The sequence below is a fragment of the Brevibacillus laterosporus genome (genome assembly GCA_007833815.1).
GTDB lineage: Bacteria > Bacillota > Bacilli > Brevibacillales > Brevibacillaceae > Brevibacillus_B > Brevibacillus_B laterosporus_D.
In genome coordinates, this window is sequence record CP033464.1 from 3,267,036 (window position 1) to 3,282,842 (window position 15,807).

Annotated in this window: 13 protein-coding genes and 1 pseudogene; 10 read left to right on the forward strand and 4 right to left on the reverse strand. The window is 40.8% G+C overall.

Annotation, left to right across the window (positions count from 1 at the left end; genetic code table 11):
• Positions 1–73 precede the first annotated feature (73 nt).
• The 5 genes from EEL30_17065 to EEL30_17085 are packed head-to-tail and all read left to right on the forward strand — an operon-like array spanning position 74 to position 7,495.
• Entirely contained in the window at positions 74–1,582 is a 1,509-nt protein-coding gene (locus EEL30_17065) for a hypothetical protein (GenBank protein QDX95800.1), read from the forward strand.
• Positions 1,583–1,632: 50 nt separating this feature from the next.
• Complete coding sequence (dinG, locus tag EEL30_17070; protein QDX93854.1) at positions 1,633–4,533, forward strand: ATP-dependent helicase DinG; 2,901 nt, start codon at positions 1,633–1,635, stop codon at positions 4,531–4,533.
• Positions 4,534–4,589: 56 nt separating this feature from the next.
• Positions 4,590–5,522 (forward strand): MBL fold metallo-hydrolase, encoded by a 933-nt coding sequence (locus EEL30_17075; GenBank protein ID QDX93855.1) that lies wholly within the window; start codon positions 4,590–4,592, stop codon positions 5,520–5,522.
• Positions 5,523–5,542: 20 nt separating this feature from the next.
• Positions 5,543–6,166, forward strand: a complete 624-nt coding sequence (locus EEL30_17080) for a redox-sensing transcriptional repressor Rex (protein QDX93856.1) — start codon at positions 5,543–5,545, stop codon at positions 6,164–6,166.
• Positions 6,167–6,202: 36 nt separating this feature from the next.
• Entirely contained in the window at positions 6,203–7,495 is a 1,293-nt protein-coding gene (locus tag EEL30_17085; GenBank protein QDX93857.1) for an amidohydrolase, read from the forward strand.
• A gap of 93 nt (positions 7,496–7,588) precedes the next feature.
• Here EEL30_17085 and EEL30_17090 read toward each other — a convergent pair whose 3' ends face one another.
• The gene (locus tag EEL30_17090; GenBank protein QDX93858.1) at positions 7,589–7,768 is read right to left on the reverse strand and encodes a hypothetical protein; all 180 of its coding nucleotides are present in this window, start codon (positions 7,766–7,768) and stop codon (positions 7,589–7,591) included.
• A 130-nt stretch (positions 7,769–7,898) separates the two neighbouring features.
• On the opposite strand from EEL30_17090, the gene EEL30_17095 reads away from it, so the two are divergent.
• The 5 genes from EEL30_17095 (at position 7,899) to EEL30_17115 (ending at position 12,523) form a co-directional block, all read left to right on the forward strand.
• Positions 7,899–8,603, forward strand: a complete 705-nt coding sequence (locus tag EEL30_17095) for a hypothetical protein (protein QDX93859.1) — start codon at positions 7,899–7,901, stop codon at positions 8,601–8,603.
• Positions 8,604–8,621: 18 nt separating this feature from the next.
• Positions 8,622–9,104 (forward strand): hypothetical protein, encoded by a 483-nt coding sequence (locus tag EEL30_17100; protein ID QDX93860.1) that lies wholly within the window; start codon positions 8,622–8,624, stop codon positions 9,102–9,104.
• Positions 9,105–9,331: 227 nt separating this feature from the next.
• The gene (locus EEL30_17105) at positions 9,332–9,862 is read left to right on the forward strand and encodes a hypothetical protein (GenBank protein ID QDX93861.1); all 531 of its coding nucleotides are present in this window, start codon (positions 9,332–9,334) and stop codon (positions 9,860–9,862) included.
• Positions 9,855–11,351 carry an AAA family ATPase gene (locus EEL30_17110; protein QDX93862.1) on the forward strand — a complete coding sequence of 499 codons (1,497 nt, stop codon included), beginning with the start codon at positions 9,855–9,857 and terminating at the stop codon, positions 11,349–11,351. Before EEL30_17105 ends, EEL30_17110 begins: the two co-directional genes overlap by 8 nt.
• 116 nt (positions 11,352–11,467) lie before the next feature.
• The gene (locus EEL30_17115) at positions 11,468–12,523 is read left to right on the forward strand and encodes a WIAG-tail domain (GenBank protein ID QDX93863.1); all 1,056 of its coding nucleotides are present in this window, start codon (positions 11,468–11,470) and stop codon (positions 12,521–12,523) included.
• 74 nt (positions 12,524–12,597) lie between these two features.
• On the opposite strand, the gene EEL30_17120 is transcribed toward EEL30_17115, so the two are convergent.
• The 3 genes and pseudogenes from EEL30_17120 to EEL30_17130 all read right to left on the reverse strand — a co-directional run bounded on the left by EEL30_17120 (position 12,598) and on the right by EEL30_17130 (position 15,596).
• On the reverse strand, positions 12,598–13,368 hold the full coding sequence (locus EEL30_17120) for a hypothetical protein (protein ID QDX93864.1): 771 nt from the start codon (positions 13,366–13,368) through the stop codon (positions 12,598–12,600).
• Positions 13,365–14,462, reverse strand: coding sequence for a glycosyltransferase family 1 protein (locus EEL30_17125; protein ID QDX93865.1), 1,098 nt, complete (start codon positions 14,460–14,462; stop codon positions 13,365–13,367). The genes EEL30_17120 and EEL30_17125 overlap by 4 nt, the downstream gene beginning before the upstream one ends.
• A 291-nt stretch (positions 14,463–14,753) precedes the next feature.
• Positions 14,754–15,596, reverse strand: a pseudogene (locus EEL30_17130) (hypothetical protein).
• Positions 15,597–15,807 lie beyond the last annotated feature (211 nt).

The window sequence follows — 15,807 nt, forward strand, 5'->3', positions numbered from 1 at the left end:
ATGCTATTTTTGCATAGAGCCATCCCACTTGTGAGACAATGAGACTACTCACTCTGACAAGGGGGTGGCTCTTATTTTTATAGAGGATTGGTTTGAGGAATTATATCAAAAAGTGGCGCGCATTGAGGAAGATTGGGCCACTTCTTCAACAGAAAAGCAAGAACACCTGATTCGACAGTTAAAGCAACTCCGAACATGTAGTGATCAGGTTATTGATCTTTGGCTAAAATATGAAGAGAAGCTAAATGAAGTAATTCGTATGATTAAGCAAACGAGTGATATATCCGTTTCTCCAAAAGTAAACTTGTATGAGGAGCATCAAAAGCAGTCAGAGTATTTTGATGTAGGAGAGGGACCAGAAGGAATTGAAAAGGAATTACAGCAACCACTCTTATTGTCTACTTTGCTTGAAGGAGATCAACCGCAAAAAGAGAAACAGCGGGAGTTATATGAAAGGGCAGAGGGATTTTATCACCTACGTTTATATGAACAGGCCAAACAGCACTTCGCCTCTTTTCTTGAACAGGCACCTGATTGGGAAAGTGGGCGTCTGTATTATGCATACAGTCTTTATTACTGCCTGGACCATGAACTTGCTTTAAAAGAGTTTCGGGTGTTAACGCGAACTGCTGTTTCGCCTAAAGTGGTTTCTATTAGTTATAATGCATTAGGGTGTATGTATGTTCAGGAACAAAATTGGTTGGAAGCCATGCAAGCGTTTGAAATGGCTTTATCCGTCCGCCCTCAGTATGCAGAGAGTATGTATAATTTAGCGATCTGTTTTTTGGAGCAGGGAGAAACAGAAGAAACAATGAAAATATGTGAACAGTTACTAGAAGAACAAGATCAGGATTGGGAACTACAGGTTCTTTATCTACGTGCTGTTCGCCAATTATTTGCTCAATATCCACAAAAAGATATAGAGCTAATGCTAAAAATGTATGAACCGAATCGAAATCTGGATACGCCTACTTTATGGGAATTGGCTATGCTAGCGGAACAGGCAGGATTTTATCAGCATGCTCTCAGTTGCTATCAATTTCTATTGGAACGGCAACCCTTAGATGCAGGCATTTGGCATGCGGTTGCTTGGAACAAGTGGCTTTTAGATGGTCCAACCCAAGCGATGCCTGCTTTAAAGAAGGCACTTACACTAGCGCCTGAGCATCCTGACTACTTATTCTCGTATGGCTGGATGCAACTCGCAACAGGTGAAATAACCTCGGCACGGATAGCCTTTTCAAAAATCTTGAACGCAACTGAGAATCATCATCTTGGCTTGCTTGGGTTAATTTACGCACATGAAGGAGAAGGGGCGTTTGATCAAGCGAAAGATCTAGCTACTACTCTGATTGAAAAGCAGGATCAGTACTCACAGATGTTAGGACATTATCAACTGGGGAAGCTTTCTCTTCAACAAGGAAATCAAAGGGAAGCAAGCCAATATTTAGAGAAAGCGCGCGCGTATAGCGATGTTATTCCAGAGGTAAATCAATGGTGGGAGCGATGTAAGAACGCTGAGGACCAAGTGCAAGGAAATAAGAAAACGGCAGGAATTTCAACATCAACTGCCGAATGGTAAAAGAAAAACAGTAGCAGCATGAGTTGTGAGTGTCAATAGAGGTGACGATAGTGAAGCAGTTCATCGTCGTAGATTTTGAAACTACGGGTAATCAGCCACGGCAGGGAGACTCGATCATTCAGATCGGTGCTGTCGTGGTAGAGAATGGACAAATAATAGAAAGTTACTCCACATTTGTAAAACCAAAGAAAAAAATCCCGCCATTCATCACGCAATTAACGGGAATAACTAATAAGATGGTCAGCAATGCTCCTTCTATGGAAGATGTGCTACCTGATTTGTTACGCCTATTAGCTGGGCGTGTTTTTGTAGCGCATAACGCAGCGTTCGACTTGAACTTTTTGCAAGAAGCCCTGCTGAGCCAGGGCTATTACCCATTTGATGGGCCTATTTTGGATACAGTGGAATTAGCACGTGTATTGTTGCCTACGCAAAGTGGCTACCGGCTAGTGGAGCTAACATCTGATTTTGAAATTAAGCATGAAAATCCACATCAAGCAGACAGTGACGCTATTGCTACTGCGCATTTATTGTTACGATTGTTAGATACTATAAATAAGCTTCCTCTTATCACCATTCAAGGGTTGCAGATGATGATTTCTTCTTTCCGTTTTGATGTAGGTACTTTGTTAAGAGAGATTGAGATGGAGAAGTTAATACATAGTTTTCCTGTAGAAGAGGCAGGTTCCTTTGCAAGTGCACCTCCTACACCAGAGGAAGCAGGGAAGTATGATCTGTTTCGAAATCTTGGTCTAAAACAACGCAAGAAATGGACAGAAAAAAAATCGGAACAAGTACCGATTCATTTTCATTTTGAACCATTTTTGGAGCGGATGGTTGCAGTAGATGGGGACGGATTTGCGCTTCATCATGAAAATTATGAAAGACGTGAGCCACAGGAAGCGATGATGCATGCTGTGAACCAAGCTTTTACTGATCAGAAGCATTTATTGGTGGAAGCGGGAACAGGGACGGGTAAATCGTTGGGCTATTTGTTGCCAAGTATTTTATGGGCACGTACGCATAAACAGCAAGTAATTGTGAGTACGCACACGATTCATTTGCAGGACCAACTTTTTCAAAAAGATATTCCTCTGTTGCAGAAAGCATTGCCGTTTACCTTTCGAGTTGCCCAATTAAAGGGAAGAGGAAATTATCTGTGCTTGCGAAAATTTGAACAAAGCATAGAGACACAAGAAGGGTCAACACAAGACATACAGTTAGCTAAAGCACAAATATTAACATGGCTCACAGAAACAACTACGGGTGATGTGGAAGAGCTTAGTCTAAGTCCGAGTGGGCAATCGTTCTGGCAATCAGTCAAGAGCGATACAGCTTCCTGTCTGAATCGTGAGTGTCCATGGTTTAGCCGTTGTTTTTACTTTCAAGCGAAACAACAAGCAAAAGAAGCTGATGTGATTATTGTTAATCATGCTTTATTAATTAGTGATATTGAAAAAGAGAATGGCGTCTTGCCTTCATTTGAGATTGCAATTATTGATGAGGCTCACCAACTTGATGAAGTAGCAAGCCAACACTTTGGTACCCAGTTGTCTAGTATAGAAATGTTTCAATTAATAGAGCAACTAGGGGTTGAGGGTGACAAGCAGATGCTCCTCATGTTTGCCAATGAATTGAAGGTGTGGCAATCAGCTGAGAAACCGAGGATAGAACAGCATCTGCAACAAGTTAAGGTAGAGCAACAGATATTAAAAGAGGCTGTCACAAACTGGCTACAGCTATTTTATCACTGGGGTACCGAACGAAGTGTGGAAACAGGAGAATCTCAGAGAGCCACACTGCGATATAAAAAAGAAGACTTTGAGGAAAAATATAAAAAACTTGGGAAATCAACCAATCTAGTTTTACAAAAATTAGGCGATGTAGCCAAGGAAGTTGAACAGTTACTGGCCATTTTGTTACAACAACAAGCAGAAGTTCCGTATTCATTACAACGATTGCAAACTGATGTTACTGGTTTAGTAGAAGAGATCAATCATGTGGCTATAAAACTTCACTTTTTGTTAATAGAAGAGCAGGATGGGCATGTAAGCTGGATGGAAACAGAGACAAGAACGTCTCGTAAACAGCTCTTTTTCTTTAAAACACCACTTGATATAGCAGATACCTTGCGTACGACATTATTAGAGCCAAAACGAAGTGTTATTATGACATCTGCTACATTAACCGTGAAGAACAAGTTTACCTACTTTATGGAGCGCATGGGATTTGCTGATCTTCCAGAAGAACGAGTAGAAACGCTCTCTCTTCCATCCCCCTTTGACTATGGACAACAAGGACTCATTGTGATTCCTTCCGATTTTCCCTCTGTAAAAAAAGAGGGAGAACAACTATTCGTGGAAGCTGTTATTGCTGGCTGTGTTGATGCTGTTCGAGCAAGTGAGGGTCGGACCATGATTCTCTTTACCTCATACAGTATGTTGAAAAGTGTCTATGAAGGAATGAAAAGCTTATTGGAAGGTGAAGAGTTCGAATTACTTGGTCATGGCATTGATTCAAGTAACAGAAGTAAGCTGGTACGTCGCTTTCAGACAGGGTCAAAAACGGTGCTTTTAGGAACGAATAGCTTCTGGGAAGGTGTAGATATACCAGGAGATGTGTTGAGCTGCCTGATTATTGTACGTTTACCCTTTCAGCCTCCCAATCATCCGCTTTTGGAAGGACGTTCGGAGAGACTAAAGGCAGAGAAAAAGAATCCTTTCATGACGCTTTCCTTGCCGCATGCTGTTATTCGTTTTAAGCAGGGAGTAGGTCGATTAATACGTCAACAAACAGATCGTGGTGTCGTAATTGTGTTTGATACACGTATTATAGAAGCCAGATATGGCCGGATGTTCTTGCAATCCTTGCCACCTTATCAGGTAGAAACCGGTCCATGGACTACGTTGCGTGAGAGTATTGCTCCATTTTTGCAAGGAAACAGTAGATAAGGACTCTGTATCGTAATGATTTGACCCAAGCCGATTATTAGGAGGAAGGCAAATCCATGACCGCAAAGCGATTCAACCTATGGATAGCTATTTGTATAGGCATGATGATTCTTGCATTTTCCCAAACAGTAGAAGCAAGTCGACCTATTGCGATTTTGCACACACTACAGAATATCGAAGATCCTGATGCTGTAGAACAGGAGGAAGATTTCGTTGGATTGACCACGACTTTTTTCTCCTTACCAGAAGGCGAGAGTACTCTTATTCGATTTCCTACCGGTAAAACAATGTTGGTTGACACCGGGAGCGAGCGAGATACAGAAAAATTGGTTTCCTTGCTACTTGAACGACATATTACAAAAGTAGATTACCTATTATTGACAAACGATTTACCAACCCATATTGGTGGCTATGAGAAGTTAGCAGAGAAGATTCAATTTGATAAGATTTACATGTCAAAATTGACAGCGTTGGCAATTCACAGTAATATCCATATATCTAGGGAAAAGCAAGTTGTGTATGTAAACGAAAAAGATCAGTTATTAGAGGGGAAAGATGTGGTGATCACGTTTTTACATCCCAGCGAAAATCTGTTTTTGTCACCACAGGATAACTCGCTCGTTTTTTGTCTGACACAGGGAGAGCTTCAATTTTTATTTACCAGTGCCATCAATGAAAAAGCAGAAGAGCGTTTATTATCAAAGTATCCCTCTCTATTACCCGCAGAGATTGTAAAAGTGGCAGCACAAGGGAGCAATCAAGCCACTACACAACCTTTCTTGACAAGGGTAGATCCACAGGTTGCCGTGGTGCAAACAGGCATCTCCAGAGGGCAATGGAAAGACTCCATGCGCGAAGTATTAGAGCGCTTGGAAGAATCATGGGCGGATACCTATGTGACCAGTCGGGATGGCTCGATCACCATTCTCTCTAACGGACAAGATTATAAGGTTCTAAAGGCAGTCAAGACCTCTACACGTGATAGATAACGAAGTTAGGAGTGCAATTTATGGGGAAAGTACCAAAAATTTCTGAAGCGGTCGTTCGCCGTCTGCCGATCTATTTGCGATATTTAACAAACTTACAGGAATTACAAGTTAAAACCGTGTCCTCCCAACAAATGGGCAAAACAATGGACATTAACCCGGCCCAGATTCGAAAAGATTTATCTGCATTCGGTGATTTTGGGAAAAAAGGAATTGGGTATGACGTAGATTATTTGATTGAAAAGATTCGTCATATATTAAAATTGGATCAAGTCATTCATGTAGCGTTGGTGGGAGCCGGTAACTTGGGACAAGCCATTTCTAATTACAATGTGTATTTAAAAGATAATATGAAAATTGTTTCCATTTTTGATGCAGACCCGCATAAAATAGGCAAAGATTTAGGCGGATTGGTCATAGAACCGATTGAACAGATGGAGGCTATTATTCAGGAAAAACAAATTCGAATGGCGATCATTACGACTCCTGCTTCCGCCGCACAAGAGGTTGCAAATAAGCTGATTGAAGCAGGAATAGAAGCGATCCTGAATTTTGCTCCAACAACTATTCGAACGGAAAAAGAAGTGAAAATTGATCATAATGATTTGACATCCAGTTTGCAAAGTTTAGCTTACTATTTAAATTAATCAATAATAAACAGAAAAAGAGGAGTGTCGACGTTGATGAAAATCATTACCAATGCAACCGTAATTACTGTAAATGAACAAAACGAGGTTATTTATAATGGAGCGGTTGGCTTTGACGGGGGAAAAATTACATATGTAGGTAAGACACCAGATGATTTATCAGCGTACAGCGAAGTCATTGACGGAACGAACAAATATCTAATGCCTGGATTAATTAATACACATGGTCATGTGGGCATGTCCTTACTACGTGGATTTGCAGATGATCTACCTTTGAAGCAATGGCTTGAAGAAAAAATGTGGCCGATGGAAGGTCAATTCACGGCAGAGCATGTGAAATGGGGTACAGCTATTTCTATTATCGAGATGATCCGTACAGGTACAACTACCTTTGTAGATATGTACGATCACATGGATACAGTAGCCCAAGAAGTAGAAGCATCTGGTATGCGTGGTGTATTATGCCGAGGAGTGATTGGTTTTTGCTCGGAAGAAGAGCGTCAGCAAAAATTACAAGAAGCGGCATCATTCGCAGTGCGTTGGAACGGTGCAGCTAACGGTCGTATCCACACGATGATGTCACCGCATGCTCCATATACGTGCTCTCCTGAGTACATCCAACAAATCTTAGAAAAAGCTATTGAACTAAATGTTCCCTTACATATTCACATGTCTGAATCTAAAGCAGAAGTAGCACAGAATGAGCAGGATTACGGTGTACGTCCAGTTGCTCACTTAGAAAATCTAGGTGTGTTTAATCACCCTACATTAGTTGCACATGCTGTACATTTAACAGATGAAGAGATTGATACGTTGGCAAAATATGACGTAAAAGTGGCACATAACCCAATTAGTAATTTAAAACTGGCTAGTGGTGTAGCACGGGTGCCTGAGATGCTTGCGAAAGGTGTTTGTGTAAGTTTAGCAACCGATAGTTCTGCTAGTAACAATAACCTGAACCTATTCGAAGAGTTAAAATTAGCAGCTATCCTTCATAAAGGTGTTTCCTTCGATCCAGAAGTAGTCCCAGCAGAAGAGGCACTTCGTATGGCAACTCGCTATGCGGCAGATGCTGTGTTCCAAAAAGATAGCTTAGGGTCTCTAGAAGAAGGTAAAAAAGCAGATATGATCATGTTGAATGCTGCACAAGCTCACTACCATCCTGCAAATGACCCTATTTCTCATGTTGTATATGCAGCGAATGGCTATGATGTAACAGATACAATTGTTGATGGTCAATTCTTAATGAAAGATAAAGAGCTGATTACAATGGATGAACAAAAAGCAATTGATGAAGTGAACCGTGTGTTTGCATCATTAAATCAATAAATATAAAAGATCCCCATTAATATGAAAAGGACTCCTGCCAGAATGTTCATACGGCAGGAGGAAGTAGTGTAGGTGTGTAGGTAGAGAAAAAATTTAGTCCGTCCGTTGTATCTCTGTTTGCCAAAGATCCGTAAGTGATGTGTGGCGAACAGAGAGAGAAGCGGTAGGTGGCAAGGTACGCAGCGGTGAGGCCAGACCTACCCAGGATGCATATAAATCGTGCTGTGCCCCGTCCTGTTCAGGAAGAGAAGGGCTCCTGTCGGTTTGTTTCACACGCTCACCTCCTTGTGGTGTACTGATAGTATGGCTCCTTATCAAGACTCTATAATTAGTAAGTTTTCCACATGGTTCTAAATCCTTCTTGTACTTCATATGTTAGGAGATACAAAAGGGAGGGATACCCATGTACATAAAGCAACGGTATCTTTGGTTGCTGTTTCCAGTATTAGTATGCCTATTTGGCGTGGGAGCTTTACTGGGACAAGTAACAGATAAGCAATCCTTGGCGGAAGAAAACAGTACGGAGTCTTTTGCTAGGAGTAGCTGGAATACTGATCAAAATAACACCAATCTGAAACAACTGATTGATCAATTATTTGTAGAGAAAACAACTCCATTTGGAGTAAAAATACAGAACCAAACTTTTTCAGGAAGCTATCGAGGAAATCATTTTGAATTGTCAGGAGCATTGCATGGGAAAAAAGTAAAGATTGAACGTAACAATCGAGGTACTTCGCTCGTCATAGATAATGACCAGCAAGAGCTATATGTATTACCCTATGCATTGTATACACCATCTGAGCATGCTTCGCTATTAAAAGGTCAACTTCAACAGCTACAGCCTGTCCCCCTCATTTCAAGGGATGAAGCAGGTTTGCAAGGTTATAGCGTTATGCTTCAGCCTGAAAAGGTGAAAGAGCTTCTGAAAGTATGGTTGGGACCTAGTTTCCCTGCTGAAAAAGAGCTCATTCAATTGCAACAATCAACAACCATCAAGTATCAATTGTGGTATGATGATGCTAGAAAACAGTTGAAGCGTATGGTCGTCTTGCTTCAGGTGAAAAACCAGAAGGGCGATAAATCAGATCAACTGGTTTTTAATTTTTAGGGAAGTAGGAGAATCATTGTGTGGAAACGCATCTTGATCATTTCAGCATGCGTGCTTGTTGTGTTAGGCGCATCTCTGTACCAGCTACTTTCCAGCTTATTGTCCGAGCGTCACACGTTAGAAGCAGAGGCAAGAGCATTAGTAGCAGAAAAAACAAACATTGCTGAGATTGATACGATTGAAGAATATCGAGGACGGGAAGCATATACCGTCGTTACTGGAAAAAATAAGGTAGGAACCCCTGTAGTGGCTTGGTTTAGCAAAGATCACGTTACGTTTGATTTACTGGAAAAAGCCCTACCGCGTACTAAAGTAAAACAATTAGCTGAAACGGCCTATCCTGGAGCGAAGATTGAACGCATCGTACCTGGTTTAGAGGGGGAGCAAAGACTCTGGGAAGTTACCTTAGTGGACAAGCAAAATCGTTACAACTACGTGTATTATGATTTTGTGACTGGTCAAAAAATTAGAGCGTATACGTTAAATATTCCGAAATCATAAGACGACCCGTTCCTTTGGAAAGGGTTTTCTTTCTATCTTACGATGGTCTTTATTCTGGAATTGAAATTGGTTGTAGTTCCAGCAAATACATAGCAAAAAGATACCATAAAAATGCTATACTTGGTTTCGTAAAAGGAGCGTCGCTCGGATTAGAAGACGCTACCAAGCAGACAACGTGAGAACAGATAGCATAAAAGTGCTACATGAACTAGGAAGGGGAGATATTGTTGAAATTACGTAAAGTACCTATGTTACTCTCATTGGTTGCTGCACTGTCACTCCTCTTTGGCGGTTGGTTTTTATACCAAAAGATGCAGATAGAAAGTCCATTGCGTGAGCAGGCAGAAAAACTAACATCAGCTACATTGGTTGATTTCCAGATGAAAAAAGATCGCATTGACATAAAGCTACAAGTGACAAAACCAGAAACGTTTGTGGAAGAGTATCCCGAGCTTTTAAAAACACTCCAAACCTATGCACGGGGAAAGGCTTTTGATATAATGCTTACCAATCAGGCTGATTCACTCAAGCTGGTTTGGAAAGAGGGCTTGTTTGGATTAACCGAAGCAATTGAAGGTAAAGAGTACAGCAAAATTCCCACCATACTTACCCAAATGAAAAATCTTTACAAGCTTGACGAGGCATATGGTCGCATTGATGAAACAAATGTGTATATTTTTTTGAAGCGAGGAACTGATGAGTATTACCAAGTAATTCCTCGTAAACAGTCAACAAGCGAGGTGGTAAACCGTGAGTAGAGAGATATTGTATGGTGTAGTGCCAGCGGTTATCGTTTTCTTGCTGTTTCTGGGCATTAATATTGGACCATTTTTGCTATTTGGGGCCATTTTAGTAGGTACGTACTTCTTGTTTTCCAAACAAGGTGGCATGCAGTTTGGTTCAGGAAAAAGTAAAAGTGGCAGTCAAGTTGTGAAAAAATCCAATATTACCTTTGCCGATATCGGAGGACAGCAACGGGCAAAAAAAGAAATAAAAGAAGCCCTAGATTTTTTATTGCATAAGGATGCGATTGCTCAATACGGGATTCGTCCATTAAAAGGTGTTCTGTTGACAGGACCTCCTGGAACAGGTAAAACGTTAATGGCAAAAGCTGCAGCCAATTACACAAACTCTGCGTTTGTTGCCGCTTCAGGCTCACAATTTGTAGAGATGTATGTAGGGGTTGGGGCGCAGCGTGTACGCGATTTATTTAAAGAAGTGCGTGCGTTAGCTGAGAAAAACAATCAAGATAGCGGGATTATTTTTATTGACGAAATTGATGTTATCGGTGGAAAGCGGGATGGTCAGCAACAACGAGAATATGATCAAACCTTAAACCAACTGTTGACTGAAATGGACGGTATGGCAACAAGTGAAAAACCGCGCATACTCATCATGGCGGCAACGAACCGTAAAGACATGCTGGATGCTGCATTATTGCGTCCTGGTCGTTTTGATCGACACATTCAGGTTGATTTGCCAGATAAGCCAGCCCGTGAACAAATTTTAACCATTCACACGGAAAATAAACCACTCGCACTTGATGTAAAATTAGAGAAAGTGGCGCAAGAGACATTCGGTTTTTCTGGTGCCCAACTAGAAAGTGTTTGCAATGAAGCTGCCATTTACGCGATGCGTGACAAAACAGATAAAGTAATGCAAAGTCATTTCTCGCTTGCCATAGATAAGGTTATGATGGGGGAAATGACGGATCGCGAGGCACCACAGGAAGAAAAAGAACGGGTAGCGATTCATGAATTGGGACATGCTATTGTAAGTGAGCGAGTACGTCCAGGCTCTGTGTCCCAGGTAACATTAACCCCTCGGGGACAAGCATTAGGTTATGTTCGTCAAAACCCGATGGATGATCACTACCTATATACCCGTGATTATATGGAAGGGCAGATTATGGTCTGTCTGGCGGGCGCAATCTCCGAAGAAATTTATTATGGTGGACGCAGTACAGGATCTAAGAATGATTTTGAACAAGCACTACAAATGGCGCAAGAGATTGTCCAAAGCGGAATGTCCAAATTAGGGATTATTAATATGCAATATGTGGATAAAAACGCAGTTCATCAAGAAGTGCATTCCATTATTGAAGGATTACTTGAAAAAACAAGTTCTTTGTTGAGTGAACACGATACAGTTTATCGCTATAGCCTACAGGTGTTGTTGGAGGCTGAAGTATTAAGCGGTGATCAATTTCGTGAGAAGCTGGCAGAATTAGATACAGTTGTTGCCTGATCACCGATGGATTTTTTCCATCGGTTTTTTCCTTTTTGTCGAACAAAAAAAGAATGCCCATGTTTCTCTTTCCTACATAGAATATTGTATCAAAGACATAAAGAAAGGAAACGAGCATGACTAAACAAACCCCAAAAAAGCTAAAGAATCTAAAGAATGTAAAGAATCTAAAGAGAAAAAACAGAGCTCTTCTAGAGCTAGATGCTCTGGATACAGCATTGCGCAAAAAATGGATTGATGACAGTTCAGATATCTACTACCAAGAGGAAACCTCCACAGCACTGTCGGAAGATGAAATGGAAACGATGCTACAGGAGTCTTTGCAAATGTCATCCAGTGCAAGCTCCCGTCCCAAAAGAAAGCAACGTAGGGGGCGGAAAGAAAAGAGAAAGAAAAAAGAAAAGAAAAAAGAAGAGAGAAAAGCCTCTCCCTTTTCTAAGCATAATTCGTCTTACTCGCCACTTAGATTGGTAACATCGACAAATACCTCACAAAATCAGTACCAATTTATAAAAAAATATACCGAGGAGAAAAAAAACGAAAGTGATGGCTCGATATATTATAGAGTGCCATCCTTCTATGAAGAGAGCACTAGCAAGCTGGCTTTATTAAAAGAAAATAATCAGTTTTTTTCTCATCATGATCAAGGGACGCAGTATGTATGTGCAATGCCAGAAACTCTGGTCTGGTCTGATCATGATTTGCAGCCATTCTCCGTACACACGAGACATTTGCAAGATTATTTGATTACCCAAAAAAAAATCGGTGATAAGCAAATTACTTCAAATAAATTAGCAGATGGCTCGGTCACGGAAGACAAACTGGCAACTCGTAGTGTACAGAGTAATCACTTTCAGGTGTCATTGGTTCATGCTCCTCATCAGTTGGAACGAATTAAGCTGCAACAATCTGGTAAAGAAAATTTTACATTACAACAAGGTCGTGTGAGAACAACCATGACGATCGAGCTGTCAGAACCATTTCTGCAGGCGGATTACGTATTTGTAGCAACCACGAGCGTGCCATTTTGTTTTGCCGTTGTACAGAATAAAGAGACAAATAGAATAACTGTTGAAATTGCACGCCAAATTGCTAATCAGGACGTCTCTGGACAGGTGGACTGGATTGCGGTGGGTGAAAAGGTGCAAAATCAGGGAGTTCTAGAGATTTGATAGAGCATGATAAACCAACATAAATATAATAACAGAGAGAAACACCATGACCCATGGTATTTCTCTCCTCTTTTTCACAATTGATCTCTATTAGGAAGATAAATCTCATGGTAAAACAAACGCATTAATGTTTGAAGGTGTTGTTGCTTTCTTTTGATCAAAGTGGTTACAATTTCTTTTTTTTCTGCTTCTGTTACAGGCCATGAGGCTGGAATCATGTGAACCACTTCTTCTATTAGCAAAGATGGAATGGAATAAACCACTTCCAAAGCATCCCAAAATGCTTGTTCTCTACTGACATGTTTTGCTAGCATCATATGGGTTGAACTTTTTAATAATCGGATAGGCAGTTGTTGTAAGGTATTTGTATTCCAGTTAGGAGACCCTAAGATTTCTGCTTGGTCGATAAACCACAGTGTAGCAGAACCATCTGCTTCTTTTGTAAGAAGCACGTTTTTTTTTGTCCTATCAACATTACATAACCAGTAATCAAATACAATGAGAGGAGCGATGACTTCTGGATTATTTAGATGCTCGGGCAAAGGTTGATTCATTACATTATCGGTGTTAGGAATGTAGCGAGAGGCAAATTGTTCAGGAGTGTAGAGCAGTGGTTCTAGTAGAGCTTGTTGTTCATAAAAAGCTTGGGGAAGATGAATAATTGAGGATTGAGGAACAGGGAGATGTAAAAAACGTGCAAAACAATAACCGATCCATTCATTAAGTAATGTTTTTTCAAAGCCGGGTGTGACTGCTTTGACAACATAGCGTTGCCCATCTTCGCCCGTGATAAGATGGGCAAGCGATTTTCCTTCCAATTGTCGATGGAAACGCAATTGGCTCATGAATCGCTACCCCCTTTCTTTACCACTTGATGTAAGAAATCAACATATTGTTTTGCACAGATAGAGATGTCAAAATGTGCGGCCACATGTTCTGTACATGCTTGAGACATGGCTTGGTGCATTTCCTGTGAATCAAGCAAGCGATACAGTTGATTGACTGCTCCACGAACATGATTCTCTTGATAGAGCCGTCCAGTCTCTCCATGTTTGATAATTTCGGGTATGGAAGAAACGCTAGCGGCTACGACGGGTACACCGCAGGCCATGGATTCAATGAAGGTATTGCCAAAGGATTCTGCCCGTGTTGTAGCTAGTGTACACCCCCCAGATTCTCGAATTTGTGAATACACATGGGGCATTTGTTGATAAGGGACAATGGGAAACCAGCTAACGATGTCAGTTAGTCCCTTTTCGTGCCATTTAGTCGAAAAATTTTGTTTCTGAACACTTTTATTACCACCGATAATCCAAAATTCGATATCGTCTCGTTCTGCTTTCACCAATTTGGCGATTTTAAGTAGCATTTTCCAATTTTTTCGTTTGTCTAACCGTCCGATCCAACCAATGATTTTTTTGGATTTAGGTCGAGAACAAAAGAGGGGCTTCGTGCTATCTTGAGAAGAAATTGGTTGAAACAAGTCCGTATCGACGCCATTATGGATAACTGTTATAGGAACTGGGTCACATAGCATGGAAACCACTCTTTTTTGATAAGAGGAGGGCACGATAATTTGAACAGGCTGAATGCCATAGAAATCAGACAGATGAGGAGCTAGCTTAATAATCTCGGGAGTGCGAGCTTCTATAATAACTGGTCCGGCATACTGTGCTCCCCTTAGCCAGCCATAAGCTTCCTTTGTATCAACAACAATAATGGCATCATAATGGCTATCTCGGATAATTGGTATGATTTCTTTACTGTCAGTAGTGAGGAAAACCTTAGCAACATCCTGCATCATGTGTATGCCACCTAGATCAGTTGTGTATAAAAAATCGGTTTCTATTCCATGCTTTTTGAAAAAAATGGCTCGGTTGCGCCAACCAGCATTTACTCCACCAACGGTTAGAAGGCGCCAAATGACTAGTATTTTCATAATCTGACCCACCTTGGTGTGCAAGTATTCCGTCAGGGAAAGAGTTATACAAAAAAGACAACAGCATTTTGGGGATTTTTAATGAATGGTTTAGAAAGGAGCATTGATGTAAGATTTTTGCTAGCTGGAATATATGGGGTTTGTTACATTTGCTTTTGTTTTGAAGTAGTATTCCGGTTTTGATGGGATGTCGTAAGTTGTTTAGGTGAGCAATGGGACTTATGGTTGTGTTTTATGTCTCCTTTTATGAATGAATTAGTGTCGTTCTCTTTTTGTTTCTTCTTTTGTGTCTTCTCTTTGAAGTAAGGCAGATCGTTCAAGTAAGTAAGCATTTTCTTGTTTCGATTGCAATTGTTCTTCCAACAACGCTTTTTCTGTTTCTTCCTTGTGAATCTTACGGATCATACTGTCTAATTTCACTCCATAAAGAGCTTGTTCATGAGTAGAGAGTAGAGGATAGGTTGCTTTACTAGCAATATGTTTAGAATTCATTAATTGCTCGCTTGAGATTACTCGATGAATATTACGAGCCAATCGATCCATTTCACGATAATGTTCCCACTCTCTATACAGTTCAGGTGCCATCTCTTCTACGTGGGCAAGAAAGATTGCACCTTGTTGTGCACCAAGACTGGTGATTAATTTACGTGGATAAGGATAGGTTCGATCCCGCCAAACTGTCCTGCCTACGTCGATCACTTTAAGCTGACCAGATGGAAGTAAGTAGATCTGTCGCTTGTGATGGTCAATCCTTTCATAACCAATTTTTTTAAAGGTAACGAGCATGTGTATCAGCTTTAGCGAAAGCTCTTTGGTCAGCGTCTCTACTTGTAGATACTCACGCAAATCAATCCCTTTAATTTTTTCCATCACAATATAATTGATTCCACGGTCGTAAATGGTCGGTAGTAGGGTTGTTTGTTGACCAAGTTGTAGGGCGTAATATTCACGTTCACAATCTTTTACCTCTCCATAAATCTTGACACAAACCGTATCAGTTAGTTCGAAGACAGCTCCTTGCCTACCCTGGCCCATCAATTTTAGAGGTGTAGGGTTGATTACTTCCACATCTTGATTTTCTTTTGGTATCACCCGAATGTGACCAAGATACCAAAGAAGATTGGTATACTCCAAAATGTTCCCTCCTTCACGACACAATGTGGGATATTTGATTTCTTTATTAGATGCACCAACTTCTTTAGTCGTTCATAAAATAGTCGGTTGTACGTTTGGTAAAAGGCCCTGTAGGTTCCCTACGAAGAACTATACATCCAAATCTATGTGTGATAGGCTATCAATAAGTATTTGGTAGTTTTTCATACATTAATTATGACGTTACCAGGAG

Excerpts from the sequence above, each read along its gene's own strand:
- EEL30_17075 (QDX93855.1), top strand. The coding sequence starts at position 4,590 with ATGACCGCAAAGCGATTCAACCTATGGATAGCTATTTGTATAGGCATG.
- EEL30_17080 (QDX93856.1), top strand. The coding sequence starts at position 5,543 with ATGGGGAAAGTACCAAAAATTTCTGAAGCGGTCGTTCGCCGTCTGCCG.
- EEL30_17085 (QDX93857.1), top strand. The coding sequence starts at position 6,203 with ATGAAAATCATTACCAATGCAACCGTAATTACTGTAAATGAACAAAAC.
- EEL30_17095 (QDX93859.1), top strand. The coding sequence starts at position 7,899 with ATGTACATAAAGCAACGGTATCTTTGGTTGCTGTTTCCAGTATTAGTA.
- EEL30_17115 (QDX93863.1), top strand. The coding sequence starts at position 11,468 with ATGACTAAACAAACCCCAAAAAAGCTAAAGAATCTAAAGAATGTAAAG.
- EEL30_17120 (QDX93864.1), bottom strand. The coding sequence starts at position 13,368 with ATGAGCCAATTGCGTTTCCATCGACAATTGGAAGGAAAATCGCTTGCC.
- EEL30_17125 (QDX93865.1), bottom strand. The coding sequence starts at position 14,462 with ATGAAAATACTAGTCATTTGGCGCCTTCTAACCGTTGGTGGAGTAAAT.